This is a genomic window from Pseudaquabacterium terrae (assembly GCF_013266755.1).
Lineage (GTDB): Bacteria > Pseudomonadota > Gammaproteobacteria > Burkholderiales > Burkholderiaceae_C > Pseudaquabacterium > Pseudaquabacterium terrae.
The window spans coordinates 194,261-220,791 of record NZ_JABRWJ010000011.1; the positions used below are offsets into that span (position 1 = coordinate 194,261).

General features: G+C 66.2%; 42 protein-coding genes. 20 read left to right on the forward strand and 22 right to left on the reverse strand.

Translation table 11 applies throughout. From position 1 onward, the window contains the following. The 7 genes from HLB44_RS30780 (at position 1) to HLB44_RS38035 (ending at position 5,944) form a co-directional block, all read left to right on the forward strand. Positions 1-633, forward strand: coding sequence for an OmpA family protein (locus HLB44_RS30780; protein WP_173132413.1), 633 nt, complete (start codon positions 1-3; stop codon positions 631-633). Positions 634-646: 13 nt separating this feature from the next. Next, the gene (locus tag HLB44_RS30785) at positions 647-2,830 is read left to right on the forward strand and encodes an LPD7 domain-containing protein (protein WP_173132416.1); all 2,184 of its coding nucleotides are present in this window, start codon (positions 647-649) and stop codon (positions 2,828-2,830) included. A gap of 106 nt (positions 2,831-2,936) precedes the next feature. Then, complete coding sequence (locus HLB44_RS30790) at positions 2,937-3,689, forward strand: TraX family protein (RefSeq protein WP_173132417.1); 753 nt, start codon at positions 2,937-2,939, stop codon at positions 3,687-3,689. Positions 3,690-3,722: 33 nt separating this feature from the next. Next, entirely contained in the window at positions 3,723-4,127 is a 405-nt protein-coding gene (locus HLB44_RS30795) for a single-stranded DNA-binding protein (RefSeq protein WP_173132419.1), read from the forward strand. A gap of 6 nt (positions 4,128-4,133) precedes the next feature. Next, positions 4,134-4,568, forward strand: coding sequence for a TrbM/KikA/MpfK family conjugal transfer protein (locus tag HLB44_RS30800; RefSeq protein ID WP_173132421.1), 435 nt, complete (start codon positions 4,134-4,136; stop codon positions 4,566-4,568). After that, positions 4,568-5,182: a thermonuclease family protein gene (locus HLB44_RS30805; RefSeq protein ID WP_173132423.1), complete on the forward strand. Its 615-nt coding sequence runs from the start codon at positions 4,568-4,570 to the stop codon at positions 5,180-5,182. The genes HLB44_RS30800 and HLB44_RS30805 overlap by 1 nt, the downstream gene beginning before the upstream one ends. A 255-nt stretch (positions 5,183-5,437) precedes the next feature. After that, positions 5,438-5,944, forward strand: a complete 507-nt coding sequence (locus HLB44_RS38035; RefSeq protein WP_173132425.1) for an H-NS family nucleoid-associated regulatory protein — start codon at positions 5,438-5,440, stop codon at positions 5,942-5,944. 18 nt (positions 5,945-5,962) lie between these two features. Here the strand turns inward: HLB44_RS38035 and HLB44_RS30815 are convergent, their stop codons facing one another. Further along, a complete protein-coding gene (locus HLB44_RS30815) occupies positions 5,963-6,346 on the reverse strand; it encodes a hypothetical protein (protein WP_173132427.1) in 384 nt (127 codons plus the stop codon). A gap of 155 nt (positions 6,347-6,501) precedes the next feature. Between HLB44_RS30815 and HLB44_RS30820 the strand changes: the two genes are divergently transcribed. Beyond that, positions 6,502-6,789: a hypothetical protein gene (locus HLB44_RS30820; RefSeq protein WP_173132429.1), complete on the forward strand. Its 288-nt coding sequence runs from the start codon at positions 6,502-6,504 to the stop codon at positions 6,787-6,789. Between the two features lie 193 nt (positions 6,790-6,982). Beyond that, positions 6,983-7,609: a hypothetical protein gene (locus tag HLB44_RS30830; protein WP_173132431.1), complete on the forward strand. Its 627-nt coding sequence runs from the start codon at positions 6,983-6,985 to the stop codon at positions 7,607-7,609. Between the two features lies 1 nt (position 7,610). Here the strand turns inward: HLB44_RS30830 and HLB44_RS38420 are convergent, their stop codons facing one another. Further along, positions 7,611-7,943, reverse strand: coding sequence for a phage integrase family protein (locus tag HLB44_RS38420; RefSeq protein WP_425500881.1), 333 nt, complete (start codon positions 7,941-7,943; stop codon positions 7,611-7,613). On the opposite strand from HLB44_RS38420, the gene HLB44_RS30840 reads away from it, so the two are divergent. Further along, positions 7,897-8,166, forward strand: a complete 270-nt coding sequence (locus tag HLB44_RS30840) for a hypothetical protein (protein ID WP_173132437.1) — start codon at positions 7,897-7,899, stop codon at positions 8,164-8,166. The two genes, HLB44_RS38420 and HLB44_RS30840, sit on opposite strands and share 47 nt — an antisense overlap. A gap of 321 nt (positions 8,167-8,487) precedes the next feature. After that, positions 8,488-10,692, forward strand: a complete 2,205-nt coding sequence (locus HLB44_RS30845) for a hybrid sensor histidine kinase/response regulator (protein WP_173132440.1) — start codon at positions 8,488-8,490, stop codon at positions 10,690-10,692. Positions 10,693-10,735: 43 nt separating this feature from the next. On the opposite strand, the gene HLB44_RS30850 is transcribed toward HLB44_RS30845, so the two are convergent. Continuing rightward, positions 10,736-12,256, reverse strand: a complete 1,521-nt coding sequence (locus tag HLB44_RS30850; protein WP_173132443.1) for a relaxase/mobilization nuclease domain-containing protein — start codon at positions 12,254-12,256, stop codon at positions 10,736-10,738. Next, positions 12,253-12,918: a plasmid mobilization relaxosome protein MobC gene (locus HLB44_RS30855; RefSeq protein ID WP_173132446.1), complete on the reverse strand. Its 666-nt coding sequence runs from the start codon at positions 12,916-12,918 to the stop codon at positions 12,253-12,255. The genes HLB44_RS30850 and HLB44_RS30855 overlap by 4 nt, the downstream gene beginning before the upstream one ends. A gap of 276 nt (positions 12,919-13,194) precedes the next feature. Between HLB44_RS30855 and HLB44_RS30860 the strand changes: the two genes are divergently transcribed. Further along, positions 13,195-13,704, forward strand: coding sequence for a hypothetical protein (locus HLB44_RS30860; protein WP_173132449.1), 510 nt, complete (start codon positions 13,195-13,197; stop codon positions 13,702-13,704). Positions 13,705-13,945: 241 nt separating this feature from the next. On the opposite strand, the gene HLB44_RS30865 is transcribed toward HLB44_RS30860, so the two are convergent. Beyond that, entirely contained in the window at positions 13,946-14,275 is a 330-nt protein-coding gene (locus HLB44_RS30865; RefSeq protein ID WP_173132452.1) for a hypothetical protein, read from the reverse strand. 109 nt (positions 14,276-14,384) lie between these two features. Here HLB44_RS30865 and HLB44_RS30870 point away from each other — a divergent pair, with 109 nt between their 5' ends. Together HLB44_RS30870 and HLB44_RS30875 are read left to right on the forward strand one after the other, a co-directional pair. Further along, the gene (locus tag HLB44_RS30870; RefSeq protein WP_173132455.1) at positions 14,385-14,660 is read left to right on the forward strand and encodes a hypothetical protein; all 276 of its coding nucleotides are present in this window, start codon (positions 14,385-14,387) and stop codon (positions 14,658-14,660) included. Next, positions 14,657-15,103: a hypothetical protein gene (locus HLB44_RS30875; protein ID WP_173132457.1), complete on the forward strand. Its 447-nt coding sequence runs from the start codon at positions 14,657-14,659 to the stop codon at positions 15,101-15,103. The genes HLB44_RS30870 and HLB44_RS30875 overlap by 4 nt, the downstream gene beginning before the upstream one ends. 29 nt (positions 15,104-15,132) lie before the next feature. Here HLB44_RS30875 and HLB44_RS30880 read toward each other — a convergent pair whose 3' ends face one another. The 10 genes from HLB44_RS30880 to HLB44_RS30925 form a co-directional block, all read right to left on the reverse strand. Then, complete coding sequence (locus HLB44_RS30880) at positions 15,133-15,621, reverse strand: hypothetical protein (protein WP_173132460.1); 489 nt, start codon at positions 15,619-15,621, stop codon at positions 15,133-15,135. Between the two features lie 6 nt (positions 15,622-15,627). Beyond that, on the reverse strand, positions 15,628-16,020 hold the full coding sequence (locus HLB44_RS30885; protein WP_173132463.1) for a Fic/DOC family protein: 393 nt from the start codon (positions 16,018-16,020) through the stop codon (positions 15,628-15,630). A gap of 10 nt (positions 16,021-16,030) precedes the next feature. After that, positions 16,031-16,234: an antitoxin VbhA family protein gene (locus HLB44_RS30890; protein ID WP_173132466.1), complete on the reverse strand. Its 204-nt coding sequence runs from the start codon at positions 16,232-16,234 to the stop codon at positions 16,031-16,033. A 208-nt stretch (positions 16,235-16,442) separates the two neighbouring features. Further along, a complete protein-coding gene (locus HLB44_RS30895; RefSeq protein WP_173132469.1) occupies positions 16,443-16,790 on the reverse strand; it encodes a DUF7673 family protein in 348 nt (115 codons plus the stop codon). A gap of 14 nt (positions 16,791-16,804) precedes the next feature. Further along, entirely contained in the window at positions 16,805-17,089 is a 285-nt protein-coding gene (locus tag HLB44_RS30900; protein WP_173132472.1) for a hypothetical protein, read from the reverse strand. Positions 17,090-17,106: 17 nt separating this feature from the next. After that, the gene (locus HLB44_RS30905) at positions 17,107-17,616 is read right to left on the reverse strand and encodes a hypothetical protein (RefSeq protein ID WP_173132475.1); all 510 of its coding nucleotides are present in this window, start codon (positions 17,614-17,616) and stop codon (positions 17,107-17,109) included. Positions 17,617-17,628: 12 nt separating this feature from the next. Beyond that, on the reverse strand, positions 17,629-17,976 hold the full coding sequence (gene mazF, locus HLB44_RS30910) for an endoribonuclease MazF (RefSeq protein ID WP_173132478.1): 348 nt from the start codon (positions 17,974-17,976) through the stop codon (positions 17,629-17,631). Beyond that, on the reverse strand, positions 17,973-18,215 hold the full coding sequence (locus HLB44_RS30915; protein ID WP_173132481.1) for an AbrB/MazE/SpoVT family DNA-binding domain-containing protein: 243 nt from the start codon (positions 18,213-18,215) through the stop codon (positions 17,973-17,975). The genes mazF and HLB44_RS30915 overlap by 4 nt, the downstream gene beginning before the upstream one ends. Positions 18,216-18,326: 111 nt before the next feature. Next, a complete protein-coding gene (radC, locus tag HLB44_RS30920; RefSeq protein WP_173132484.1) occupies positions 18,327-18,818 on the reverse strand; it encodes a RadC family protein in 492 nt (163 codons plus the stop codon). 240 nt (positions 18,819-19,058) lie between these two features. Continuing rightward, the gene (locus tag HLB44_RS30925) at positions 19,059-19,268 is read right to left on the reverse strand and encodes a hypothetical protein (RefSeq protein WP_173132487.1); all 210 of its coding nucleotides are present in this window, start codon (positions 19,266-19,268) and stop codon (positions 19,059-19,061) included. 139 nt (positions 19,269-19,407) lie between these two features. On the opposite strand from HLB44_RS30925, the gene HLB44_RS30930 reads away from it, so the two are divergent. Beyond that, on the forward strand, positions 19,408-19,659 hold the full coding sequence (locus HLB44_RS30930; RefSeq protein WP_173132490.1) for a hypothetical protein: 252 nt from the start codon (positions 19,408-19,410) through the stop codon (positions 19,657-19,659). A 146-nt stretch (positions 19,660-19,805) separates the two neighbouring features. Here the strand turns inward: HLB44_RS30930 and HLB44_RS30935 are convergent, their stop codons facing one another. The 4 genes from HLB44_RS30935 to HLB44_RS30950 form a co-directional block, all read right to left on the reverse strand. Then, the gene (locus HLB44_RS30935) at positions 19,806-20,279 is read right to left on the reverse strand and encodes a hypothetical protein (RefSeq protein ID WP_173132492.1); all 474 of its coding nucleotides are present in this window, start codon (positions 20,277-20,279) and stop codon (positions 19,806-19,808) included. Between the two features lie 192 nt (positions 20,280-20,471). Then, positions 20,472-21,317 carry a hypothetical protein gene (locus HLB44_RS30940; RefSeq protein ID WP_173132495.1) on the reverse strand — a complete coding sequence of 282 codons (846 nt, stop codon included), beginning with the start codon at positions 21,315-21,317 and terminating at the stop codon, positions 20,472-20,474. Between the two features lie 326 nt (positions 21,318-21,643). Then, positions 21,644-22,015 carry a hypothetical protein gene (locus HLB44_RS30945; protein ID WP_173132498.1) on the reverse strand — a complete coding sequence of 124 codons (372 nt, stop codon included), beginning with the start codon at positions 22,013-22,015 and terminating at the stop codon, positions 21,644-21,646. A gap of 15 nt (positions 22,016-22,030) precedes the next feature. Then, positions 22,031-22,750, reverse strand: coding sequence for an SOS response-associated peptidase (locus tag HLB44_RS30950; protein WP_281375245.1), 720 nt, complete (start codon positions 22,748-22,750; stop codon positions 22,031-22,033). Positions 22,751-22,844: 94 nt separating this feature from the next. On the opposite strand from HLB44_RS30950, the gene HLB44_RS30955 reads away from it, so the two are divergent. From HLB44_RS30955 to HLB44_RS30975, 5 genes are all read left to right on the forward strand, one after another. Beyond that, positions 22,845-23,039: a hypothetical protein gene (locus tag HLB44_RS30955; protein ID WP_173132505.1), complete on the forward strand. Its 195-nt coding sequence runs from the start codon at positions 22,845-22,847 to the stop codon at positions 23,037-23,039. A gap of 207 nt (positions 23,040-23,246) precedes the next feature. Further along, a complete protein-coding gene (locus HLB44_RS30960) occupies positions 23,247-23,420 on the forward strand; it encodes a hypothetical protein (RefSeq protein ID WP_173132508.1) in 174 nt (57 codons plus the stop codon). Positions 23,421-23,570: 150 nt separating this feature from the next. Further along, on the forward strand, positions 23,571-23,822 hold the full coding sequence (locus HLB44_RS30965) for a hypothetical protein (RefSeq protein ID WP_173132510.1): 252 nt from the start codon (positions 23,571-23,573) through the stop codon (positions 23,820-23,822). Positions 23,823-23,838: 16 nt separating this feature from the next. After that, positions 23,839-24,315 (forward strand): DUF4124 domain-containing protein, encoded by a 477-nt coding sequence (locus HLB44_RS30970; protein ID WP_173132513.1) that lies wholly within the window; start codon positions 23,839-23,841, stop codon positions 24,313-24,315. A gap of 14 nt (positions 24,316-24,329) precedes the next feature. Next, a complete protein-coding gene (locus HLB44_RS30975; RefSeq protein WP_173132516.1) occupies positions 24,330-24,659 on the forward strand; it encodes a hypothetical protein in 330 nt (109 codons plus the stop codon). Between the two features lie 190 nt (positions 24,660-24,849). On the opposite strand, the gene HLB44_RS30980 is transcribed toward HLB44_RS30975, so the two are convergent. The 3 genes from HLB44_RS30980 to HLB44_RS30990 all read right to left on the reverse strand — a co-directional run bounded on the left by HLB44_RS30980 (position 24,850) and on the right by HLB44_RS30990 (position 26,523). Continuing rightward, entirely contained in the window at positions 24,850-25,176 is a 327-nt protein-coding gene (locus tag HLB44_RS30980; protein ID WP_173132519.1) for a hypothetical protein, read from the reverse strand. 74 nt (positions 25,177-25,250) lie between these two features. Next, positions 25,251-25,661, reverse strand: a complete 411-nt coding sequence (ssb, locus tag HLB44_RS30985; RefSeq protein ID WP_173132522.1) for a single-stranded DNA-binding protein — start codon at positions 25,659-25,661, stop codon at positions 25,251-25,253. 589 nt (positions 25,662-26,250) lie between these two features. Then, a complete protein-coding gene (locus HLB44_RS30990) occupies positions 26,251-26,523 on the reverse strand; it encodes a hypothetical protein (RefSeq protein ID WP_173132524.1) in 273 nt (90 codons plus the stop codon). Between the last annotated feature and the right edge of the window lie 8 nt (positions 26,524-26,531).

Here is a 26,531-nt window from a genome sequence, read left to right on the forward strand (position 1 = left end):
ATGAACCTTCGCGCTCTCGCCGCTGCGGCCCTGCTCGCCGGCTGCTCTTCTCCCCCGAAACCGCCGTCCGTCGACGACAGCGTGCGCCGGCCGATCAACAGCGCGCAGGCCATCGAGCTGCAGCGGTGCAGCGCCGAGAACCGCGCGGCAAGGATCGCGCTCACCGAAGCCGAGCATCGTGCCAACGTCGCCGTTGCCGGCGCCGCGGCGGACAGCCTGGCCGCGGCGCGCCGCGCGGCTCAGACCTGCGCGCCTGGCGCTCGCACCTCGTCCGGCTCGAGCGTCTTCGTCGTGCCCTTCGTGCTCGGCTCCGCGAAGCTGGAGCTGCCGCCCGACCAGGCCGAGCGCATCGCCTCTGCCGCGAAGATGGCATCTGCCATCGTGATCCGAGGTCGCACCGACGCCGCCGCTGACTCACCCGCCGAGTCAGCGCTTGCCAAGCGACGCGCCGAGGCTGCAGGCACCTGGCTCGTGCAGCGTGGCGTCAGCCGCGATCGGGTACGGCTGCAGTGGCAAGGCGCGGGCGATCGCCTGATCTCCGTCGACGCGAAGTCGGCGCTGCAGCGCCGTGTCGAGATCGAGATCTACGAAGCCGCGCCGCCCGTCGAGACGGTCGCAAACCTGGCACTTTGAAGGGGAGAACTTCATGAACATGGACGAACCGGCAGCGCGTTCCGAACCCGCCGAACTGCCGCGGCACCAGGTGGGCAAGGATCCCTCGTCCTGGGTGAACGAACATGTCCAGGCGCAGCGCGACACCGCCGATCGGCTCGGCATCACCCCGGACCTCGAGCACATGTTCGCGAAGGGGATGACGGCATCGCAGGTGACCACCGCGCTGCGGGAGGAAGGCCGCCTCGGCGGCGTTCCGATCGAAGAGCACGCAAGTCTCGTTCTCGGCGCACGCGCGACATTGGGCATTCCGTCGCAGGCCGATGCCGAAGGCCGGCGCGATTTCGAGGCCTGGAAGGCACAACGCGACGAACGGCTCGGCATTGCTGCTGCGCCGCCGGATGCGGCCGTGAAAGCCTCAAAGACCACCAGAATCGATCAGGACGCGCCGACAGTCACCGATCAGGAGCGGACGGGCCTTGAGCTGTTGGCTGCAGCCAGGTTTGCACGTCAGCATGAAGAGTTCTTGAGGGCAAGTCCAAGAGCCACGGATGATGAGGTTTCGGCAGCCAAGGAAGATCGCAAGGGCGCTGACTACAAGCCTTGGGTCCATGATCAAGAAGTCGCGCGCGCGGCCGCGGCGCAAGCGCCGCCCATCGCGATGACCATCGACGAGGGCGGGCATGCGGCGGCCGGTGCGCGCCGCGAGCGCGAAACAGGCGCGGCATCAGCAGACCTCGGGACGACAGCGCCTACCGCACCGCAAGCCTCGGCCGAGTTGGCAACGGCGACGCTCACCGATGCCGCAATCGAACAGCCGCCGGCGGTCCCCGACACGGCCATGCTCGAGCTCGGCACCCGCATCGAGAACTGGCACGCCAGCTACGACGAGGGTGCAAGCGTCCGGCAGAGTGGCGCCGACCAGGTCGCGGCCCAAGCCGCGCCCGTCGCAATGACCATTGACGACGACGCGCGTGCGGCGGTCGACGCCCGCCGCGAGCGCGATACAGGCGTGGCCTTGGCCGAGCTCGGCATGGCGCCGCCGGCCGCCCTACAGCCCTTGGCCGAGCGAGCGACGGCAACGCAGGCCGATGCCACACAGCATGAGCGGCCGCCGGTCGCGTTCAGCGCTGCCATGCTCGAGCTCGGCACCCGCATCCAGAACGCTGACTGGTACGCCAGCTACAGCGACGATTCCAGCGTGCGGCTGCGCGGCGGGGAGCAGGTCGACGCGGTACTCGGAGACCTGAAAAAGCTAGCCGCGAACGACAGAGAGTCCGCACAAGCGGTCTGGACCCAGTTCGCCCCGAAAGACGTGCCGCAGCCGGAGCATTTGGCCAGCCACGATGCAACGCGCGATGCGCCACGTCAGCACCAAGACGTCGAGGGCGTGAACTCGATCTCGCCGCTGGCATCCCGTTGCGAGCTGGACGCCTTCCAAGAAGCGGGCAAGACGCCTGAGTCCGTGCGCCAAGCACTTGACGCCGTCGTTGGCCAAGGCTCGGTCGAGGGCCCGCGGTACCGGCCGATCCCTCCGCTCGAAGAGCGGTTCACGATCAATCGCCATCTGCTGAGCAACGACTACGAATTCCGCGACCAGCCGGGCAAAGTCGCCTTCACCGAGCGGCTGACCGGACTGCGGACGCAATCCGAGGCGCCAGCGGCCATCATCGGCATGCTCGATCGTGCTGCCGAGCGCGGCTGGTCCAAGGTGCGCCTTGGGGGCTCGATGGAGTTCAAGCGCAACGGCTGGATCGCCGCCACCGCGCGCGGCATCGATGCGAGAGGCTACGTGCCCACCAGGGGCGATCAAGCTGCCGCGCTGGCCGAGAAAGAACGCTTGGCGCAAGCCAGGGATCTCGCCGAGGGGCGGGTGAAGGCAGCGGCCCAACGGGAATCGCGGCCGGCGTCGCCCGAGCGCGACACCGCCGCCGGCATCCCACCCGACAGCACACACGACAAGGCCAAATCCTTCGTGCAGGGCATCAGCGCGGCCGCGGGCGTGATGGCTGCACTCGAGATGGCATTGGATCGGCAAGCCGTGCGCGCCGAGCAGCGGCCCGCAATCCGTGAGGCGGTGGCAGAGAAGCTCACGGCCATGCAGGCCGCCGGCCTCTCGGCCAAGGTCCGCATCGTCGACAAGGATGCGGCGCGCACGACGACCCAGGCTGTGCCGGCTCACGAACATCGGCGTGCATCGCCGGAGCGTTCGCGATGAGCAGTGCCATGACCTGGCCAAGCCTGGTGCTTTCGGTGCAGCCGTGTCGCGATCACGCGGAACGAGTGCGATGAGCACCACTGGCCGTGCGCACCGTCGTGCAACCATGGTCGTAGCAGCTGACAACGGCGGCAGCGCGCCGGCGGCCCCGACCCGCACACCGAACAGCGCGAGCGCAGCCCGGCTGCTCATCGCGGACGGAACGCTCGAAGCGCTGAAGTGGCTGGCGCTGCTGTTGATGACGGTCGACCACGTCAACAAGTACCTGCGCGATTGGTCGACACCATGGATGTTCTCGGCCGGCCGCCTGGCGATGCCGATATTCGCCGTCGTGCTGGCCTACAACCTGGCGCGCTCGGAGACCCTGGCGGCCGGCGCATACCAGCGGACGATGAAGCACCTGGCGATCGGGGCCGCTGTCTCCACGGTGCCTTTCGTCGCGCTCGGCAAGGTGCAGTTCGCCGGCGGCTGGTTGCCGCTGAACATCCTCGCAACGCTGCTGGTGGCCACCGCGGTCATGTACCTGCTCGAGCTAGGCGGCGCCCGCCGCATGCTGCTCGCGGCGGTCGTGTTCATCGTTGGCGGCGCGCTGGTCGAGTTCTGGTGGCCGGCGATCGGGATGGCAGTGGCTGCACAGCACTATTTCCGAAGGCCATCCTTCGGCACAGCCGCGGCGGTGATCGTCTGCACGGCCCTGGTCGGGATCGTCAACGGCAACCACTGGGGGTTCGCGGCGCTCGCCATCGTTCTCGCCGCAACGCGCGTGCAGCTGCGGGTGCCGCGGCTGCGGTGGGTGTTCTACCTCTACTACCCGGCGCACCTTGCCGGGTTGTGGATCGCTCAACGCGTGTTGCTTTAAACCTTCGACACACAACTTGGAGGAGTGAATCTCATGCCCTCGCTGAACAAAGTCATGCTCATCGGCAACCTTGGGCGGGACCCCGAGGTCCGCTACACGCCCAACGGCAGCACGGTCTGCAACTTCAGCATCGCGACCACGCGTGCCTGGAAGAACAAAGAGTCCGGCGAGCGCCAGGAAGAAACCGAGTGGCACCGGATCGTGCTGTTCGACCGCCTGGCCGAAGTCGCCGGCGAGTACCTTAAGAAGGGCCGCTCGGTCTACATCGAAGGCCGTCTGCGCACGCGCAAGTGGACCGACAAGGACGGCGTCGAGAGGTTCACCACCGAGATCTACGGCGAGCAGTTGCAGATGCTGGGCAGCCGTCCGGATGCCGACGGATCGATCCCCGCCGGTGACGCGAGCGAGCTGGACCCGATGGACGACATTCCGTTCTAGGCAAAAATGAGCCAGACCACGAAGATGAAGAACGCCTTGCTCGCCGGAGCACTGTCCTTGTCGGCCGCAAGCGCAGGCGCCGGTGTGCCGGTTGTTGGCCCGTCCGGCGCAGTGCTCCAGCGGGAAATGGAAGGCATCGTCGGCTTGACCGAGATGATCAGTCTCGTCGACAACGCGCCCCAGGGGCGCTCGGCCGCGCCCCTGGCAATGACTATCAACGAGCGCCTGGCCTGTGAAGCGATCGTCTGCCTGTCCCTGATCAGCCAGCCCGGGCCCAGCTGCACCCGATCACTTCAGACGTACTGGAGTGTCGAGCCGCACAGGCGGGTGCTGTACCTGAGCAACTGTCCGCAAGCAAAGTGGTTCGATCTTCCGGACGTCGTCGGCAACGCTGGTGTCCCTCCCGCCCAGATGAGCCAGCGACAGAAGGCGAAGCGTTGATGCATCCAGCCGTCACGTTCGGAGCAGCGTTGGCAGCGTTGGCGGTGGCGACTGCGGCCTGCGCGCGCAGCGACGGTGAAACCTCAGCAAAGCGCGCGACCAACGAAGCGCCGAGCGCGATCGCCGGTACCGTCATCCACGTCACCGACGGCGACACGCTGGTGATGCGCGAGCGTGGCGGTGCGAGCTTCGTCGTTCGACTGACTGATATCGACGCGCCGGAGACATCTCATGGCGCAAATCGACCTGGACAGCCCTTCTCCTCGAAGGCCACGACGCACCTGAAAGACCTGGCGCTTGGCCTGGCCGCTGATGCCGAGTGCTATGGAAGAGACGTGCGTCAAGGCAACGACGGCACAGAACGAGTGCGTCACATCTGCCGCGTGCGTGCTGCCGGTAAGGATCTCAGCCTGGCGATGGTGGACGTCGGGCTGGCCATGGCCAACCGGCAGAACAAGCGCTACGTGCGCGATAAGACGGTCTACGCGCACGAGGACCAGGCAAAGCGACAGGAAGTGGGGTTGTGGGCTCAGCCCGAACCTATCGCGCCATGGGTGTGGCGTCGCATGTGCTGGCAGCACAAGTTCTGCGAGGCCGCGGATCGCGCACCATGATCCGTGGCGACTTCGCCTTGGCGGTCATGACGATCCTGAAATGGCTGCCAAGGGGCTCCGACATCGGCTTCTATTGGGTGGACGGGTCGCCTCATGTAACGGTACGCCACGCGGATGGATCTGAGAGGGTATATGCGTTGATTGAGAATTCGGACGAGCATGGCGGCTATGTCCGTCAGGCGTTCGTTCTCGTGAGCGACGCACAATGCGATGCACAATCGCCCGCGCCACTCACCACCTCTTCAAGGACTCTCGATGACGACGCTCCACGCTATCAGCGCCCAGATTGCAAAACTCCAGGCGCAGGCCGAAGCATTGCGGGAAACTGAGAAAGCCGGAGTGGTGGCGCGGATTCGCGAGGCCATTGCGGTCTACGACATCTCGGCTCAGATGCTTGGCTTCGGGGGTGGCAAGGGCCGCCGCGAAGGCGGCGCTGCCAAGCGCCAGGCCGTCAACGGTTCGTCCGTCGGCGTGCCGAAGTACAAGGACCCTGCGACGGGCAACACCTGGACCGGCCGCGGCAAGCCGCCCGCCTGGATCGCAGGCGCGAAGGACCGCAGCGCGCTTCTGATCAACGGCAGTGCCGGAGCGCCGGCGGCGAAGGCCGAGGGCGGTGCGCGGGCCAAGGCGAAGGCGACCCCGAAGGTGGGCGTTCCGAAGTACGCCGACCCGGCTTCGGGCAAGACGTGGACCGGCCGCGGCAAGCCGCCGGCATGGATTGCCGGTGTCCAGAACCGCGACGCGTTCCTCATCGCGAAATAAGCGACGGCGCGTCGGATCTCAGCTGGTCACGAGGCGCTCACCCCCTGGGCGCTTCAGCTCAGCTGGCGCCGGCGATGGGTGCGGGTTCGGGCGCAGCAGTGCGAGCGGGTCGGCCTCGGGCGGCGGAGCGGCCGCGGCGCCTGGCGGCAGTCGGCACCACCAGGCCTGCGGCAGCCAACGCTCCTCCCAAAACTTGCCGACACGCTCCCGCCCAACGAGGACGAAGGCGTCGCCCTTGAGCGATCGAATTCGGCAGGCCTTCAAGGATTCCATCCAGGCACCCTGGCCCTGGTAGACCCACGGCAACGTCAGGTAAGCAACCGGACCATCGCTAGCGGACTCGATGCTCAGCTCGACCCGCTTGGGCACGGCGGCGCGCAGCTCGTCGCGGGACAGCTTCATCCCCTCGCGCCGAAGGTGAACAACGTCTACAATCACTGTACAAATATACAGCTCCCCGCCAGCTGCTGCCAGACCGCTTCGACGACTTCGCGCACGCCCTGCTGGGCGTGCAAAGGCCCACAATGATGTTCACGTCTGCCAGAATGCCTTCGACCATGAACGCCGTTCCCGCATACGCGGTCGCCCCGATCGACCCGATCAAGCCTGATCCGGAGATCACGGCCGAAATCGTGATCGAGATGATCGCGGCCGTTTGCGCAAACCTTCACAGGATCGAGCGCGAGAGTGCGGACAACGAGGTCAAGAGCCGGGCCGCCGCGCTGTATGAGCAGACGCGCGCTCGTCGTTTCTCGTTCGATCCGCATGACGCAGCCGAAGTCGACGCGATGTTGGAGTCGGTGAGCGCGATCGCCGAGGCGGTGGAAGCCGGCCGCTTGCCTTGAGTCTGCTCCCGGTCCCTGGCCGGCTGCTGACAGATGAAGCGTCCGAGGCTGTGTACCGCACCGATGTGCGGTCCTTCTAATTCGACGACGTTCGGCGTGCGGATGCTCCGCGCTTGGTTATCGTTGGCGGGCAACCAGGTTGCGGCAAGACGGGCGCGGTCCTCAGCGCAACGCGCGCACGTTTGACCGGCGCATGATCCGCCTCCCCTACTTGTGGCTTTGCTTGGCAGCGGGCGTTTTCATCGCCCTTCCCGGAATGCACGCGGTGGGCATGCCTCTGCCATGGTCGACGGCAATCGCTGCGCTCTTCTTTCTTGGTACCGCACTTGTGACGCGTCGCGCTTACCTGCGGCCGGAGAGGTTCGATAGAAGGGCGTTCCTCCTCACTTCGTTGACGATGATGCTTGCCACCTACGGCGTGGCGGTCGCCGGCACCCTGGCTGGCTTGTGGCGTTCGACGGGAGCCCTGTTGGCGCAGGCAGCTCCGGCACTTCTGCTTGGAGCCTGCGGCATGTGGGCGCTCTTGTACGCACTTCTCGCGGGTCGCGGCACGCAACTGCAGCGCGAACTGCAGCGCGCGCGGGAGCAAGTCGAGGCCGAAAAGGCATCGACGAGGCGCAGCGAACACGAGGGACGACTGCAGCTGCTGCAGGCAGAGGTGACGTCCCTGACGGGAGCTTTGACGGAGCTGCAGCCGTTGGTTGACTCGCATGACGCGCGCGCAACCCCGTTGCTGCATGCGCTGACACGCTCTCTACGCGCGTCGGAGGCGCCGGCGGATGGCCAACTGCCACGGCCAGGTGTCGAAAGCAGTCGCTGAGCTATTCGCCGCCGGGAAGAAGCCCTTTGACGGTTGCCAGGATCGCCTGCGCTCGCCTCGGACCGATCGAGGGCGCCAAGAACCACCAGCGCCTCCCGCTGGCCGCCGCAACGAGCAGGTCGTTGAGCGTTTCCAAGCCCGCTCGCCGTAGGCGCGCGGCAAGGCCAGCGTCGATCCACTGATCCAGTCGATCGATCGGCCGAACCTGACCGGCTGGAGGGTTGATGCCAGCAGCCACGGCGGCAGCTGGCGGCCTGGGGCCCAGGCCCTCTGTCATCATGCAAGGCATGCAATACATCGTCGTTCTGGACGGCAACACGCCCGTTGGCCGCATCTACGCGAGCGACAACGATGGCTTTGTAAAGGACAACGAGCGCAGCCATCCTGTGTTGCGCTGCCTTTCCGTTGACCACACCAATCAGTCCTACGTCCTTCTGACGCGAGCCGGCCAGAAGCAAACGTTCTACGTGCCCCATCCGAGTGTCGTGGCGATCTACCGGGTCGAGGGTGACGATGGGCTGCCGACCGGGTTCTCCCAACTCCCCGAAGAACAGTGATCCCGCGCAGTCGAGTTGCAGCCTGCAGCTGCAATTGCGATGGGCGCTGCGCGAAGGGTTGCTTGGCCCCAGCGTCCGACCGAGCGCGCTGCTGGCCGTGGGTGATCCCGGCCCACTTCGCAAGGCCGTGCCGGGCGGGGTGATGCCGCCGGCATCACCGTAACACGCCTGTGAGCCAGACTGGAGCCCTTGGCGCACGCAGCGGCCCTTCTGCAGAGGTCCAGTTTCTGACAAAGACCTTGCGAAGCTGCAGGCGTTGGTTGACGGTCATGACGCGAGCACGACGTGATACTCGGCATCCTGTCGGTCTGAACGCATCCCATGAGCGCTGTCTATCCCGCCAACCGGAGCCTGCGCCAAGTGCTGCAGCAATTGGCAGCGATCGGCATCGTTCCGCTGGCCGTGCTGGGCGCGTACGGCGTGTGGTCCGCCGTCGAGTCCCAGCAGCGCGATCTGCAGCGCTCGACGCTCGAGATTTCCAGAGCCTTGGCCATCGCGGTCGAGTCGGAACTCGATGCCAACATCGGTGCCTTGCAGGCGATGGGCCGTTCGCCGTTGCTCGCACAGGGCGACATCCGCGCCTTCTACGACTTCGTCAGCACTGAGGTGGCAGCACGTTCCTGGTGGGCGGGCGTCAACCTCGTCGACGCCGAGGGCGGGCTTCTCTTCAAGAGCGTCTTGCCCTTTGGTTCGGGCGAGGCCCGCCTGATCGCGCCCGCGGAAGTGGAAGAGACCTTGCGCGAAGGCCGGCCCACGGTCGGAATGCTGGCTGCCGGAAAACGCAACGCGATGGCCTTCCCCGTGCGCGTGCCGATCGCCGAGGGTGGTCGCGTCAAGTACGTGCTGACCGCTGCGGTCAAGCCTGATCGCATTCTCCAGGCCGTCCAGAGGCAGCAGGTCGAGGAGAAGTGGGTGATCTCGGTTTTCGACCGCGGCTTGCAACGCGTGGCCCGCTCGAAGAACCACGAAGCCACGCTGGGCAAACTGCCCACGCGCAGTCTGCAGGACTTCATCGCGGCGCATCCGGAAGACTCGGCATCGGGCATTTCAGTGACCATCGACGGCGAACAAGCGTTCACTGGCTTCACCCGGCTGGACCATGGGTGGATCGTGGCCGTCGGGGCCCCAACGACCGAGGGCAACGCGGCCCTCAAGCGCGGCATTGCTTGGTACGTGGCGGGCATCCTTACGTCGATCGCGCTGTGCCTGGCGTTCGCGTGGCGATCGTCCCAGCGCATCGTCAAGAGCATCCACGGTTTGCGCCAGGCGGCTGTCGAGCTGGGCGCAGGCGCCCATCCGATCGTGGTGAAGCGAATCGGCATCGCCGAGCTCGACGACATGGCCAATGCGCTGAGCGCCGCGTCGCACCGTCTCGCCGACGCCACCGCGACGGTCACCGATGCGCTCCAGCAGGCCACAGCAGCCGGCCGTGCCAAGGACGAATTCATGGCGCTGCTGGGTCATGAGCTTCGCAACCCACTCTCGCCCATCGTCACCACCCTGCACCTGATGGATCTGCAGGGTGACAGCTCGAGCGTGCGAGAGCGCCAGATCATGCGCCGGCAGGTGGACCACCTGCGCCGGCTGGTCGACGACCTGCTGGACATATCGCGAATCGCGACGGGAAAGCTTCAGATCGAACGTCGCACCTTGAATCTGTTCGGCGTCATCGAACAGGCGGCGGAAGCGGTCCAGCCCCTGCTGAAGGATCAACCCACCGGTCTCGTCGTGACCTTGCCCGAGCAACCCGTCTGGGTCCAGGGCGACGAGACCCGCTTGGTGCAGGCCGTCACCAATCTGCTCACAAACGCCGTTCGGTTCGGCGGCGGGAGCCGGATCGAGCTGAGCCTGATCCCGCGCGGGCTGGAGGTCGCCATTCAGGTTCGTGACGAAGGAGAGGGCATGACGGCGGAGGCGCTTTCGAAGGTCTTCGAGCCGTTCTACCAAGCGCCACAGACGACCGCCCGACCCACCGGCGGCCTTGGGCTTGGGTTGAGCATCGTTCGCTCGATCGTCGAATTGCATGAAGGGCGGGTGGTGGCCGCAAGCGCCGGTCCTGGCCGGGGTTCGACCTTTGAAATCTGCCTGCAGGTTGTGGACTCGCAAGCCGCCGAGGACGGGTTCATCGCGACTCAGGCCAGCTCTCCCACCGGGAGGGGCGTGTTGATCGTGGACGACAACGTCGATGCGCTTGAGAGCTTAAGCACGGTGTTCGAGGTGGCTGGATACGAAGTACGGATCGCGGTGAGCGCCGATGCAGCAATGAAGGAAGCGCGGTCGTTCAGGCCGGACATCGCGATCCTCGACATCGGTCTGCCCGACATGAACGGCTACGACCTCGCGAGGGCGATGCAGGCCTTGCCGGGCGGATGCGGCGCATTGATCGCACTGACCGGCTACGGCCAACTGGCGGACAAGGAGGCCGCGATGGCGGCCGGGTTTGCGCTGCACTTCACGAAACCGACCGATCCCGCCGCCTTGCTGCTCGCCATCGAGCGCCTACTCGCCTCGGCGCAGCCGATCTAGCATCGCGACGGGGTCAAGGCAACGGTTCGTTCGTGCCGGTGCCTTAGCGCTCGTGCCCTGGCTTGCCGCGAGCCTTCTGCAGTTGGTCGACACGTGCGTTCAAATGATCATCGGTGAAGCGCACATCCATGCCGGTCCGGGCAACGATCTGCGCCACTCGCTCCTTGAACGCGTCGTCGCCGCTGAGCTTCAGCCGGTCGCCGAAACGCTCCCTGGCCCGTCGCAGCGCCGCCTCGATGTCCCGGTCCGTCGGACCGTCGAGGGGGACGCGTCCTTTGTCCGCTACTCCTCCTGCCGCGCCAGATCCAGGCCGTCGCAGTGCGTCAGGTGATTGGGCGTCGCGGTGCTCCAGCTCACGAGATGCATCACCCGGCAGTAGCACTTCACTTCCTCGGGTGAAGCGAACCACAGGGACGCCGGACAGCTCTCGCAGACCGTCGAGGGTCTTGGCTTTCGCGAGCGGTCCAGCGCTCGCAATGTTGGGCTCTGGTGCAGCGAACCTGCCTCCAACTCGTCGCTGTCCGGCTCCGTAAACCCGCTCGAATCGTCCAAGACCTGGTCGACGACCGCCTCTGGTTTGGCCATGCTGCTGCTCCCTGCTGATGGTTCGGGTGGTGGGCTGTGCGCCCATGACGTCGACACCGCGGAAGGTGTCTCGAATGAAGTCGGATACGGCTATTGCCAGCTGCTGATCCTCTGGGCGCGCGCTCGCGCGCAGCGCGCCCTCGACGCGCCCCCACGCCTCATGTGCCGCGGCCATCGCCCGATGCTGCCCGGGACCCCGCCGGACGGGACTGCGCGGCACCCTGACGCGCTGCGGGTCGCGCTCGCGCCATAGCGTCTGCCACGAGCGATGAACGGCGCGCGGGCGAGCCGGCGTGGCCAGCGCGTTGATGCCCTGGTCCTGCAGGCGCGCCGCGAAGCGCTCGCGCCAGCGCTGCAGGTCAGCCTTGCGGGGGTTCAGCCTGATGCCGTCGCTGCGCTCGGCGCGCACGGCCAGGTGCACGTGCGGGGACTTGGTGTCGGTGTGGAGCACGAACACGTACTTGTGCCCCTCGAAGGTCTCGCGAGCGAACTCGCGCGCCGCCGCACGCACCGCCTCGGGAGGCGTGCCCTCCGGCATCGACAGGATGATGTTGAAGGCTTCCTTGCGCGGGCTGTCGTCATGGATGTAGCTGCCGGCCAGGCGCCAGTCGGTGGCCAGGTTCTTGATCGCCTGTTGGCCCTGCAGTTGCTGGCCGCGCTCGTTCTCGAGCTCGAGCGTCTCGCCGCGGCCGCCGGCGATGTCCTTGCCCTGACGGCTGATGTAGCGCATGTGCGCCTTGATCGCGCTCAGCCCGCGCCCGCCGCCGGTGATCTTCACCATCACCTGCTTGCCGCCGGACGTGACCACGGCGCGCACGTGCTGCCGGATCGCGTTGGCGCTCGGGCGAGCAGCGAGGCGCCCGGCCAAGTAGCCCTTCACCGTGAGCTGGTCGTCGCCGCCGCGGGCCTTGGGGCGCGGATAGAAGAGCCGCGTGCCCCATTCCACCAGGACGCCGTCGGAATCGCGCTGCTGGCTCATGCAGCGGTCTTCCTGGTGGTCTTGCGCGGGCTGCGCGCCCGCCGCGGTGCCGCCGGCGGCGGCTCATCGGGCAGCCGCACCAGCGGGCGGATCTCGGCCGCCAGGCGCGCAGCGGCCTCCAGGTGGTCGTAGACCGCCGCAACGGTCCGCTCGAGCGCCTCGCGATCGGCGGCCGTCGTCTTGCCGGGGTAGAGGTTCAGTGAATGCGCGACTTGGTTCAGGTTGCGACCGATCGCCACCAGCTCGGCATTCGAGCGGATCAGCTGCTGGACAGCGTCGCCGAGGTTCTGGCTGCCAGCCGGCCCGCCAGTCGGGGCGAGCGCGATGCCATCGATAAGCGCCCGCAGCACGCCTTGACGCGTACGGCGGCCGGTGCGCGCACGCAGCTCGTCGAGCTTGGCGGCGTCGCGCGCGCTGAGGTTCGGGCGATAGACGGCTTCGCCTACGCCGCCGGCGTCGCCGGCGGCCGGCGGCTCCTCGCGGTCGTCGGATAAGTGCACCTGGACTGCGATGCGGACTACGTCCGAGACGCGCATGCCTTCGGCCTTGGCTCGGGCATCAACCGCCGGCCGTAGGGGCCCGAGGTCGATGTTCAGGGTCGCCCGTTTCGGGCGATCTGCGGATGAGGCGATGGGGTCAGCGGCGCCGCGTACATGAGCCATTAGCTCATCATGCCGCCAGTTGTGGCACAAATCAACCGGCGAAGCCTATCCTGCACTCTACTTCAGCCCTCCTCGCTGTTTGTTCGAAGCACCGGGCCTGCGAAAGACAACGAAGCGACAACGATAGCCAACGGATTGACGCCATTCACTGGAGCTTCTTATCACTTCGGTAACTGGAACCAGTCTTTGAACAACTCAGAGTCAACACCTCAGCGTTCGAAGTCAACCGTGTGCAGGTAGACTGCCGCGACCGGCGCTCTCCCCCGACCTGACGCGATGGATCAACAACAATTCGCAGCACAGCTCTTCCGCGAACTGGTCAACGACCCTTCCAAGCGAACGAAGATCGGCCTGCTTCGCGAGTTCTTTCCGCTGGTCGAGGACGCACTGCAGCGCGGCGTCGACCGCGCCGCGATCCTCGAAGCGTTAGCCAAGCTCGGCTTGGAGTTGCAGCCGCGGTCGTTCACCGAGCTCGTCTCCCGAGTTCGCAAGGAACGACGTGCCGCAGGTGCTGGGAACGTGGCGCTGGCCGCGCCGGTGGCAGCCGTGACATCGCCGAGGGAACCGGCCACCGCCAACGACTCGGCCGGGGCGCAAACGCCCGTCCATGCCGCTGTCGGCACTGGCGACAGGATCAGCGCAATCGCGAGGGCCACGCCCGACATCGATGCGATGCAACGCAGCCACGTGCGACGGCTTCGGGCGGAAGCCGCGACCAGGCGCAAGGCGGACGGAGCCTCGTTGGACCCCGCCCCTTCAGCTGCGCTACCCAGCGCTTCCGGCTAGCCGCGACCTGCCGCGACCGAGACAAGCGCCATGGGTGCGGCGAGCTACGGGCTTCGGCCGGCCGAAGCGCTACCGTGCCGGCCCCTACCGCCGCAGCCAGCAGTCCACTGGACTGCTGGCCAAGCCCTCGATGGCGCTTGGGTACTCCCGCAATGCCGGCTCCCCAATACCGCTCTCGAGGAGGTCCCTGTCCAACGGCAACAGCGCTTGAGCGGCGCGATGCGGTGTGATCGCCTGAAGGTCAAGCCATCAGGCGAGTGACCCATTGCCAGACATGGACCACGGTCACGACCAAGGCAAGCAGCGCCACGATGAAGAGGGCCTTCACGACCATCCAGTCGTACTCGTCGATGCGAAAGATCGCGCGCCACGCTCGCTTCAGCGCCCACAAGGTCGTGAGCACCGCGGCCGTGGTGCCGAACGGACCGCCGCCTCGCGTTAGGTGAGCGAACCACCACATGATCGCGGCCGGCACGGCGATCGCGTCCAGCACGGCGAGCGCGTGGATGGCGATGTACAGCGTGGCGCCGGCCGGCGTCGCAAACCACGGCTTGTTGACATCCGCTCGCATCGTCTTCTCCCCTCGAGGCCGTACCGGCTGGCATCCATCCTAACGCTGATCGCCAGTCGGCGGTAGACATCTTGGTGAACACGTAGTGAACACAGTGCATACTTCGCCCGTGCCCGCACTCGACACCATCCGCAAGCGCCTGGCCGCGCTCGAAGCAAAACCCGACGCGCAGTCGCTGTCCGGCCGGATCGCCGAGCTCCTGCCCGATATCGAACAGGCGATCGCCCGCGGCGTCAGCTACGCCGTGATCAGCGAGTCGCTCACCGCCAGCGGGATATCCATCGCGCCGGCGACGCTGAAGACCTATCTGTACCGACTGCGCAGCGCCCGGCGCGTCGCCACGGACAACGTGAAGCGGAAATCCGCCAAGAAGGCCCGCCCATGAGTGATGCGCGTACCGTTCGCGAAGCGCTGCTGCAGCAGCTGCTCAACGACGTCGACGAACTGCTCAGGCGGCTCGAGTCGCTTGAACCGGGTATCAGCGCCGGCGTCGCGCGCCTTGAGGGCGCCGCGCAAGGCCTGCAGGCCGCGACTCTCGCTAGCTCCGATGCGGCCAAAGCGAGCGTGGGCGAGTTCATCACCCGCCAAACCAACGAGGCCGTGCACCAAGCCAAGGCCGAACTACGCACCACGATGAACGAGGCCGCGCGCGCGGCCTACCAGGAAATCTTCGCCGCCCGGATGCACGCGCTGGTCGCGCGGATGGAAGTGGCGGCGCAGTTGTCAACGTCCGTGCCCGGGTGGCCGCAATGGCTGCAGATCCTTGTCGCCGCAGCCTCAGGCGCAGTGCTGGCCGCCGGCGGCACTGCCATGCTCTTGGGCCGTTAGCCCTGACAGCCTGAACGCCGCCCGCAACCTCAACGCTCTGGGCCTTGGGTCCGCGGTGGCGCTTGGATCGGTTGCAGCGGCCGCGCAATGCTCGGCATCGGTGCTGTCCGCTCCAATGCTTGTTTGGGCAACCGACCACCGTCGAGCAAGCGCATGGTTTCAGACTTGGCCTGGGCCGCGTAGTGCTGCTGCGCACGCGCGTTGCCGGGAAACTTGTCTGCGAGCGTGTTCGCGACGGCGCGCAGGCCTGCGTACGCCGCCTGCAGTTCCGGATGCCGTGCGACGGCTTCGGCCTCCGGCAACTTCTCGAAGGCCACCGCACGCATCGGCCGAATTGCCTCGGCGAACAGGTCTTTGATCGGACCGAGCTCGCCCTGGAAGCTAAGCCGCGCGGCCAGGTTCCATTCGCCCTTCACCTTGTCGATGCGGGTCTGGTCGAGCTCGTAGCCGGCCTGGCGCGCCAGCTGGCCGATGAATTCGCGCGTCGCGCGGCCGTTGCCTTCGCGGAAGGGATGCAAGGTGTTTCACTCGGCGTAGTGATGCGCCAGGCGGTCCACGAACCGGTCCTTCGGGAGGTTCTGCAGCTGGTTGTCACGCCGCAGGTTATCGGCCAGGCGCGCGCCTATCGCATCGAGCTGGCCGGCCTTCGTGAAGCTGCTGCTGCCCTTGCTGATGTTGATCGTGCGGAGCTCGCCCGCCCAGTCGTAGACATCCTGGAACAGCGCCTTGTGGATCGCCTTGAGGTGCGACAGATCGAACTGACCGTGGACCGGGTGGTTATCACGCAGGTCGATCGACCGTGCTGCGCTCTGCTCGTACTCGAAAGTCTTCAGCGCTTCAGCGTTGCGCAGGCCGACCTTGTTCCGCAGCACGTCGCTCTGCGGATCCTTGTACGGATCAACGAAGCTGCCAGGCATGGCCAGGCGGTCAGCGCGACGTCGGCGGGACGGCAGCGGCGTCGGCGGCCAGCGCGCGAGCCAGGCTCGCGGCGCGCGCTTGCTCGGTCGTCATTGAGCCCTTCGCAACGGCTTCCATGTCGGCCATGAACTCCGGCGTCGGCTCATGCCCCTCGATGCGAGTGTTGGCGATCGCCTGCTCGATCGCATGGCGACGTTCGTTTTCAGTGGTCATCGAATGGTCCCTTGCATCTGTACACAGCCTTGGCGTTGTACTTGGCTGGCTGGCAGTCAGGCAAGCGGTGACGCTAGGGGCTGTCGTCTTGACGAACCGGAGACATAAACTCCGGACCGCCGGTCCAACCTCCCTTTCCTCCCTCCCGGACCGGCTTTCATGTGCCACCGGCGTCCCACGACTGCCGGTGGCACTTTCTTGTGCGAAGTCACGATTGCTGCGGCCACTCGATGCCCCAGTCGGCCAACACCGCCAGGATACGCCGCTCTCCCTCCGGGACCAGCTTGTGCAGGTCGGCCTTGGCCCAGCGCAAGGCGTCCATGCACGCGAGCATGTCGTCGGAGATCGCAACGTCGACCGCTCGGAGCTCGAACAGGTCGAACGGAAAAGCTTGCCCGTCGTACGTGCTGGCCAGGAACAGCGCAACGCGCCTGGCCTGGCCGGTGTCATGCTTCTCGGCCAGGGCAAGAAGACGCGCGAGGGCTTGAGCAGCTGCTGCCTGGGCGGTCTGTGCACGCGAGTCCCACTCACGTTGCTGGCGCTCGAAGTCTTTCATGATGGCCAGAACGCCTACTGCGCAGGCTGGGCGTTCGCGCTGTCGCGCTGCGCCACATCGAAGGCTTCTTGTGCCATCCAGAAGTGCTTTCTGGAGACGCAGAGCGCGTCCGTCGTGACCGCCGACACCGCTCGAACCTTGACATGCGAGGCGAACGACGACTGCGGGAGTTCGACGATGAACTCTCGTTCGCCCTGCGTGGCGGGGGCCACACCGAAGGACCCGGCATCGAGGACCAACGCGGCGAGCGCGCACCCGACCACCACGCCCAAGCTCAGCAACGCATTTCCGACCGTCATGATGCCTCCTGCGAGATCTACGACCGAATCCCCTCGCCCTCTTCGGCCGGATGATCAGCAAAGGCCATGAAGCGTCGGTAGCCGACAGCTGCAGTCCATCCAAGCATCGCGGAGCTGACGAGCCACGCGGCCCAAGGGAATGCGATGTCTGCTTCTCCCGGAGACGGCGCGACCAACCCGAGTGCATGCACGGTCCACCCACAGAAGAGCCACGTGGCGATGAAGGTGACGAAGCCTGCAATCAGCGCGAGCGGCACGCCGAGAACATGACCCACGATGCGGCGCAATTCGTCACCCAGAATGCGCCAGACGATGACTGCCCCGAACAGGGCGGTAACGATGACAGCCCAGAACAGGGCCGTAGCGAAGAGTCCGGCTCCCGCTTGCTCAAAGCTTCCCATAGCGATCAATCTCCCTGGTTTCAATTTCAAGTAAATGCTGCGTCTGCAGCACCCCCACACGATGACGGCCGAATACACGCCGGCCGTCGCCATGGTTTCTTCGCTGGTCGTGAGCCATGCGGCCACGCACGTGGCATTTCAAGGCTGCGTCAACAACACACGCAGCTTCGCAAGCACATCGGCCACTACGTCATCCGTAGCCCGCCCGGCACGCTCTGCGTTGCGCGCACTCCAGTCCAGGCTGCCCAGCTGATCAGCCAGCACGACACCCAACAGCCCCTTGATCCCGGTCAGGGTCACTTCGAACGGATAGCCCTTGATCTGCATCGTGATCGGACAGCAGAGCAGCAGTCCTGCTGCTGCGTTATAGGCCTGCGGCGAAAGCACGAGCACCGGATACCGTCCGGCATGCTCGCGGCCAGCCCGCGGATCGTGATCGAGCCATACCACATCGCCTTGGCTCGGCGCGGCCGCCTTTCGGTTCACTGCCCCTCGCGACCGACCGGTGCGCCAAAGTCGACGGACGCATGCCGGTTTGCCTTCGTGATGCCCGCGAGAAGATCATCGAGCCGGTACTCGTGCCTGACCGGTTGCAAGACGATCTTGCCGTCTTCGGTCGTCGTCAGCTCCAACTGGTCGCCGAGCGCGACTTTGACCACTTTGAGGATCGCGGCCGGCAGCCGCACCGCGGTGCTGTTGCCCCACTTCACGACTTCGACTTGCATGGCTCCCCCGTAACGCAATGGATATACATTGTATATCCGCGCCGCTGCCGCAGCACCTGTGCGTTAGGGATGGCGACCCCTTCAGGACGGCCGCCGAGAGCTCGATCGAGCTCAAAGGAGCCCTCTTTCAGCGAAGGACATGACCCGTGCTCCGCCGACGATCATGTGGTCGAGCAGGCGAACGTCGACCAGCTGCATCGCAGTCTTGAGGGTGCTCGTCAGAAACTCATCCGCCCGACTGGGCTCGGGCTCGCCACTCGGGTGGTTGTGCGCCACGACGATAGCCCCAGCGTTCAACTGCAAGGCCGCACGAACGACCTCCCGAGGATAGACGCTGGTCTGCGACAGCGTGCCCCGGAACATCTCCCGCATCTCGATCAGCCGATGCTGTGCGTCGAGGAACATGACGACGAAGACCTCGTACTCCAGCCGCGACAGCTGCACGGCCAGGTAGTCCTGGACCATCTGCGGCGAGCTCATCGGTGCGCACTTTCGGACGCGCCGCTCGAGCACGCGCTTCGCCTCTGCGATCACCTCGTCCTCGGCGGCCACCTGGTAGTCACCGAGAAGATCCTTGACGAAAAGTGCGGTCGTGCGGGTCATGAGCGAGTGCCTCCTTGGCATCGGGCGGGATTGCCCGCTGCCCACGCAGCACGTCGCAGCGCAGCCGTCAGGGTTCGCAGACGGCCGCCAGGCCGCAAGCGCTCCCTTCAAGGAGCGCGCAGACCTTGACGGCGAGAACGACGTGCTACCTTCAGCCATCACAGCAAGCCCCCTCTCCGCAGTCCTCGGGACCTTGGTCGGACAAGACCGGCGCCGTAGCGCCGCACTTCAGGCCTCGCGTCAGCCCGGTTGGGCGTTGCGCTCATCGACGGCGCGCCGCTCGAGCAACGCAGCCAGGAGCTGGGCATCGCACCGGGCTTCGTTCACGTCGCGTTCGCTGTCCTCCCGCATCCGCTGCCGCAGCATGTAGGTCGTGTTCGGATCGGCCGTCAACGCGGCCAGCGCGTCGGCGTAAGTCATGCACTGGATGGCTTCGGGCGTCAGTGACATCGGAGCTTCCTCGAGGTCTGGATCACGGGCGACATCGGCGCATGGGCGTTGCGTGTCGATCAGGCGCGCGGCCGGCAGCGCCGCACGAGCGAGGTATCGGGCACGGTTCACGTGGAGCTCGGAGTACCGGGATGCGCCCGTGGATTGCGCCCGCGACGGCTCAAAGCTCGACGTCGTGCTGCACGTCCAAGGCAACCAGGAAGGCAGAAAAGCGTTCTGGCGGATATTCGGCTTCGACGTGACTTCACCAGACAGCCGAGGCGACGAGTTCTTGCGGGGAACCGTAGGCGCTCTGCGCGTGGCAGGTGACGGTTTGGCGCTGGGCGAGCACCCGCGCACGTTCGACATCGCGCGTATGCGCTGCCCGAGCCATCTTGGCGAAGCGCGGTAGCGCTCGCCATCGCAGGCCGATCAACAGCACGCGCAGCCAATCAGGCGGCGCCGGACGCCCCACATTCATCGCTCGCGTCACTGGCGCACCGGCGATGGGCAGAGTTTCGCGCCCGCGAAACTCTGGAGGGATCACGTCGCGTCAGGTCATCTGCACGCCTGAGAAAAGGCTTCTTCTTCGGAGAAGCCTTCCATGATGAGCTCAACGATCAGATCCTTGTGCTCTCGAACTGAAGCGGGCAAGCCTGCCTTATGCTTCTTGAAGTACGCGGCCATCAGCTCCAGAGCAAGCGATTCTTTGATCTTCTTGCGGGGCATTACGGCGGTCTCGGTCGACTTGACAAAGCCGTCGAAGTCGGCGGTGACAGCGCTCCAGTCGAAATTGAACACGAGGTCTCGGGTTGCCACTGGATCAAAGTGCCGCGTAAACCCGCTACCGCATTCGCCAGACCCTTTGTTGATGATCAGCGCGGTGAGGTCCGGCAGTTCACGCTCTTTCGTGAACATGCGGACCACATCAAGACGGCGGCCGGCCGAGACTGCAATGGCTTTCTGAACCACCGGGCGATCGGGATACTCGGACTTGGCGCGATCAACCAGTTCGCCATAGGTGAACCGCACCGTCTTTCGAGGAGGCCTGTTGGCTTGAGTCAGGCCGGGCTGGCCTGATCATCAAGATGGCTGTTTGGCCGTTGGGATTTCTTCTATCAGCCCCCCCCGCAGGGGCCGCCGGAGGCTCCCCCCGGTTGGGCCGTGTAGCACCAAGGCGCCAACGCGCCGGCCGCGGCGAGCAGCGCTGCCGGCGCACTCCACTCAGAGTGCCAGCCTCTGGGCAGAGGTGTAGAGCGCGTTCGCTGAGGCCATGAACAGGCGGCCACAGGTGGTTTCTGGACCAGAGTACCTGGGATCCGTCTTCCACCAAGCTACCACCTTGTCGAACTCCGCGTGAGAGTAGCCCGCGGTGTGCATAGCCTTCAGGACCCGAGCTTCCATTCCAGGCGACTCGATCCATGCGCGCACGCCGCCCCCAGCAGCTTTCACCGGCAGGTCGTACGGAGAGCCGGCGATCGCCCGACCTGCCGCGTACAGAGCCGAAGCGAACGTGGCGACATCGACGACGAGCGCTTGATGGCACTGACTGGCGACCCCGTAGTGCGTAACGGCCCAATCGAGGTCGCCCGCCAAACGGGCGCTGGCCAGACGTTCCAGGCTGTCGAGGAGTCCACGAGCCGTGACCAAGGCGAACGCAGCACGCTGGACCACGATGCCCGAGGCCAACAGCGCCGGCTCGTCGGTCGCGGGAAGGCGGCACAAACGACCGCGAAACGTCACCAGGTGCTCGTGCGGCCGAGGTGGATCTTCGGCAATGTCCGACAACTGTTGGGACAGCCACCAGGAACCGGCCGAAATCAGCCCGAAGACGAGCGCTCCGCCGCCGCTCGAAGCGGCACCGGCAAGCACGGCGATCGCCGCTGAACCTGCGGCAAGGTAGTTGGCGCCATCGCTGGCCTCGTCGTAGCCTTCCTTCTGTTCGACCGATAGTCCACCAGCCGGCATGGCGGGTCCACCTCCTATGCCTTCCTTGAACGCCGGCGGCTGTTCGAGATCGGGATTGCCTTCTGGCCCCGGAAGACCGGAACCACCTGAACCGTTCGACATGCTTTTCTCCTTGATGAGTCCGATGCCTCTGCTCGCAATGAGCTCGAAGCATTGGTAAGGACGAGAAGGCATCTCGCAGCCGGACGATGATCGACGTCGCTCATCCGTCGAGTTGTTGATGCCCGGACCACGGCCGAATCGATCTCGAGCAGACCCGCAAGGCTGCCGCGGCAGAGAAAAGCTTTCGGGCGCCGCGAAGACATCCTTCCTCAAGAAGTGCGAGACGGACGCCGCCGCAAAATGCGACGCCGCTGCAACCGAGAGAAGCCGCCGGCGCAGCGAAGAACTCGCCCGTCAAGGAGTGCACGCGTTGTTTGTGGAAAGGGTTACTGCCAAAGCCGATATCGATCCGCGAAAGCTCCGATCGCCTCATCCCACTGAACTGCAGCGCGATCAAGCCGACCGATGTCGGCAGCGCGCAGCCGCTGATCATCGGCCGCCAGCAGCATCCAGTCATGCGGATCGAGCTTCGGCGCGAACGCGCGTCGCACGAGCTCCGCAAACGGCGCCGGCGGATCGAGGTGATCGAGCCAAGACGCGCGCAAACCGCGCACATGGTTCTCGAACGTCGGATCTGACCCGTGCACGCCTTCCAGCGCCTGGTCGAGGATCTTCAGCGCCGGGGCCTCCGGCAGCTCCATCAGCAGATCGAGCGCACGACGCACGATCGGGTGCTCACCACGAATCAAAGATGCCACGACGTCCCTCATGCGTCAGAAGAGCGTAGGCTCGCGCTCGGCCGCGAGCTGCTGCAGCAGCTCGTCGGTCCGGCGCGCGTCTGTCTGATCGAAAAGCTCGAGTGCCGGCGGCCGCAACAGCTGCAGCGCCTGGTCTTCACTGCCGTTCAGCCAGGCATCCCAGTCCACCGGATCGATGTGCACGAGCGAGCGCTTGTCCTGGCGATCCGGTGGCAGCTCCGGATCGGGCCGGTGCAGCCGCTTGAGCATCGGATGGTCATCGCAGTTGACGGTGATGGCGGTGTAGTTCGGCACCACCTCGCCGGTCTCGCGGTCCGTCCACTCGGACCACAGCCCAGCGATCGCCCACTGCTCGCCATCGGTGCGCCGCAAGCGCCACCAGACGTTGCGCGCGGTCTCCCAGTTCGGCTCCTGGTACCACTCGGCGGGGATCAGGCAGCGCTGCCCTTTCGCCCAGGCCTGCCGAAACGTCGCCAGCTTGGCGACCGTCTCGGCACGGCTGTTGTTTACCATCCTCGGTCGCTTGCCCACCATCTCGCGCCGCGCCGGCGAGCCCGGCCGGATCATTCCCCACTGTCCCGCAACGAGCTCAAGGCCGCCGCCAGCGGCCGCACGTGCGAACAACCCGGTCCCGAACGGCGGCACCGGGTTGTCCAAGCGCATCTGTTCGCGCCACATGGCGCCGATGTAGCGCTCGACCTCGCCCTTCGGGCTCATGTTGTACAGGTTGCACATAGCGGCTGACTGTACAGACCGACACAGCAGCTCCCGACGGGCTTGCGATACTGCGGCCGACGCCTATACTGTTGATTTATACAGGTATCTTGCCATGGCTTCCCCGCTCCCTGAAGTCCACGTCGGCGCGGGCGACAACTTGGAGCCTGAGCTCCCGCTCGCCACGGACGGCGTTCGCCGCTACGTCTGGCACGGCCGGTTCGGCGACATGCTGATCGAAGTCGAAGGCGACAAGGCCTTCGTCAACGGCGAGCCCGTGCGACCAGCTGAGCCTGCAGCCAGCAGTTGACCCAAGCGACGCACCACCTGGTGCTTAGGAAGCACGGCCGGCCCTCGCCGGCCGTGCTCTTTTTCGCCGCCGCGGGCGCGACGTCCGTCGGCCACGGCTTCGGCTCATCCGCCGACATCAACAGTTCGTCGCAGCGCGATGTCGCGCCGCCAGGCGGCTTCCTACAGTTCACTCCAACGCAGCCAACGAACCGAACCGGAGCCCACCATGTTCAAGCAGATCAGCACCCAAGCCATCGCCTTCGGCCTCGCCGCGATGGTGACGCTGGCCTCGCTGGGAAGCATGGGCGCCCTGGCCAACACGATCGTCGCGAACGCCAAGGCCGACCACACCCCGGTGCAACAGGTCGTCATCGTCGGCCAGAAGGCTCCGCGCGGCTGAAACCCCGAGCGCGCCCTCTCGGCGGCAACCAAGGCCCCGCATCGCGGGGCCTTGTCGCTTGTGCGCCGTGATTCACAGGTCGCATCAAGCGCCGTCCATCGCGGCGCGACCAGGCTGCCAGAATCGCTGAACAAACACTGAAGGACGTTCATGCGACCGATGCAAGTTCTCGCCCTCACCTGCATGCTGCTTGTCGGCGCTCACGCGTCCGCGGCCGAGAAGACGTGCAAGGAAGCCGCGCACGAGAAGAAACTCGCGGGCGCTGCCAAGACGTCCTTCCTGAAGAAGTGCGAGAAGGACGCTGCCGCTGCCTGCGAAGCAACAGCGGCCGAGAAGAAGCTCGCCGGCGCGGCGAAGAACTCTTCGGTGAAGAAGTGCACCCGCGAGGCGGTCGGCGCATAGCAGCGCGACGCGAGCCATGCATGAAACGTTGCGGTGGACCTTCGCCACGGCGACCAGCCTGGTGATGGCGGCTGCAATCGCTCAGCCGACGGGCCTGCGCCACTCCAACGGCAACGTCTACAGGTGCGATGTCGACGGCAAGGTCACCTATTCCGATGAGCCTTGTCTCGGCGCCAAGCGCGTCGACGTCCAGCCGACGCGAGGGCTCGACAAGTCCAGTGGCAAGGAACGCACCGGGGCTGACGTGGCACGCGAGCGGCGCCGCGAAGGGCTTGCCGAAGCCCTCCGGCCAGTGACCGGGATGGACGCGAAGCAGTTCGACGCTGAAGGGCGACGCCACCGGCTGCAGCCAGCCGACAAGGCCGAGTGTAGGTGGCTTGACGCGTCGATCGCCCGCCTCGAAGCGTCCGAGAAAGCCGCGACCGGCGAGGCGACCGCTACCCAGCGCGACCTCCTGAGCCAGCGCAGGCGGTACCTCGACTTGCGCTGCTGACGCAGCCACCCTCGATGCGAACGAAGCGGCCAGAGTACGCGCGACCGAAGGTCATCTTCCTGCCCTTTGGCGCTGAACGATTCCTTCCGCGCCCACCGACCGAAGGCACCGTCCTGGGCGTGGTGCAGCGCGGCCTGCTCACCGGCGCGCTGGTGAAGCTCGACGATGGCACCTACGCACAAGTCAACGGCGACGTCGTGCAGCCGCTCAATGCGTCAAGCGTCGAGCACGCGATCCGCGTGGCAGGCGTTGCCAAGCGCCTGAACCGCGTGCACGCACCAGCCCCGCAGACGACCGTCGTCGTGAAGCGACGGCGCGTGATCGATCCCTCGCTCAGAGGATGAACCGGCATGCGCGCGGTACCGAGCGGCAGCGCACATGCCTAAAGTCCGATGACACGCAGCGCTGCTGCGCAGTACAAACTCGACGCTGGCAGATTGGTGCGGGCGTCAGGACAGATCCCAACGACGCACCTCGCGTGCTTGATCGCCGGCCGGCCCTCAGCCGGCCGGCGATTTTTTTCGCACCGGTCCGTCAATGCCCAGCCGACGCCATCAGCTGGCTGAAGCGCCCTCCTCCCGTCGCGTGGTTCTCGCCGCCGCAAGAGCACTCGCACTGGAAGCCGACAGCGTGCGTGCAGCGTGCGCTGCACTTCACCGCGGGGTTCAGCGTAGCCCGCAAGAAACCGAACTTCATCGGTCGTCCGCAGCAGACCTCGCCGCCAGGTCCTCGAGCTCCGTCCGACTCCTTGAAGTAGCTCGGCTCCTTGCGTCCGTAGCCGACATGGCACATCTGCACGCGGTAGCGAATGCGCCGCGTCGTGTTGCAGCGCTTGCAGCGATAGATAGCGGTCGCGCTCATCGGCATCGCCTCCAGGGTGTTGCACGAGCAGCGCCGGTCGCGTGGCCTTCCACGCGCCGGCACGCACCTGTTGGTTAGAACGGGTGGTCGTCGTCGACGTAGCCGCCGTCATCGTTGCCCGACCCTTCGCCTTCCGGAGCGCCCTCCTTGCGCTTGCCGCCGAGCATCAGCAGGTTCGTCGCCACGATCTCCGTCGTGTAGCGCTCGATGCCGTCCTTGTCGGTGAACTTGCGCGTGCGCAGCTTGCCCTCGATGTCGACCTGCGAGCCCTTGATGAGGTACTCGCCGACGATCTCGGCCAGGCGGCCGAAGAACACCACGCGATGCCACTCGGTGCGCTCCTTGCGGTCGCCGCTGTCCTTGTCCTTCCAGGCCTCGGCGGTGGCCAGGCTGACCTGCGCAGTCGGGGTGCCGTTCGGCAGGTAGCGGATCTCCGGATCCCGACCGAGGTTGCCCAGGAGGTTGACGCGGTTCTTCGAGGCCATGGTGAATCCTTCCAAGGTGAGCGGCCAGCCGGAAACCTTCTTGGCTTCCTCAAAACTGATCCTCTCGCTCGGACTCACCTCGCTCCGCCCGGGGGCGGCGGGGGTGGGCGAAAGCCCCTTCCCTCACGGGAACGGGGTTGGGGATGGGTGGGGTTTCGGCTTCGCAGCCGAAGCGGTGAGCCAGTTTCCCGGCCCACCGTATTGAAGATCCCCCCACAAGTCCCCCTCGCAAACTGACGGGGGCGCAGTTGGGGGGATCACGGTGGGACGACTGGCGCACGCGCTGCCCCGTTTTCCCCGAGGGGAGCGCCGCAATGCAGCGGCCGTGACAGCTTGGCTGGCGCGACTCAAGCCGCTGCGCAGAGCAGCCCGCCCAAGGACCTGAACCCGGCCGGCAGCTGCGGCCGGCGTGACACCAAGCGAAGCGACTGGCGCGACGATCGAGGCCGGGCGATCCGTTCAGCAGGCGCTCGACAACCTGGCCGCCAAAGCGGCCACGCGCCTGCAGCAGGGCTGTGCCCAGCGGCCTCGGGGCGGCGAGCCCCGAAGAGAGCGGCCGCACCGAACAGGGCCCTGCGGCCCCGTCTCCCTACCCGTCCCTGTTGCCGTGCAGGCTTCGCGCCGCCTCGCGCGGATCGACGGCACCCGTCACCAGGTCGACCAGCAAGGGCAACGAGAACCCGCGCGTCAGCGTCGCCACTCGGCGGGCGATCTCCTGCGCCGCCGCCTCGCGCCAAGGACATGGCGTCCCGGCCACACCTCCGACCAACTCCACGAGAGGCCCCAAGGCCTCATACCGCGCGTAGCCGGACAAGAAGTGCTTGAGCTCTTCGCTCGTGATCGCCGATCGCTCGCTGTCCATCGCCCGCC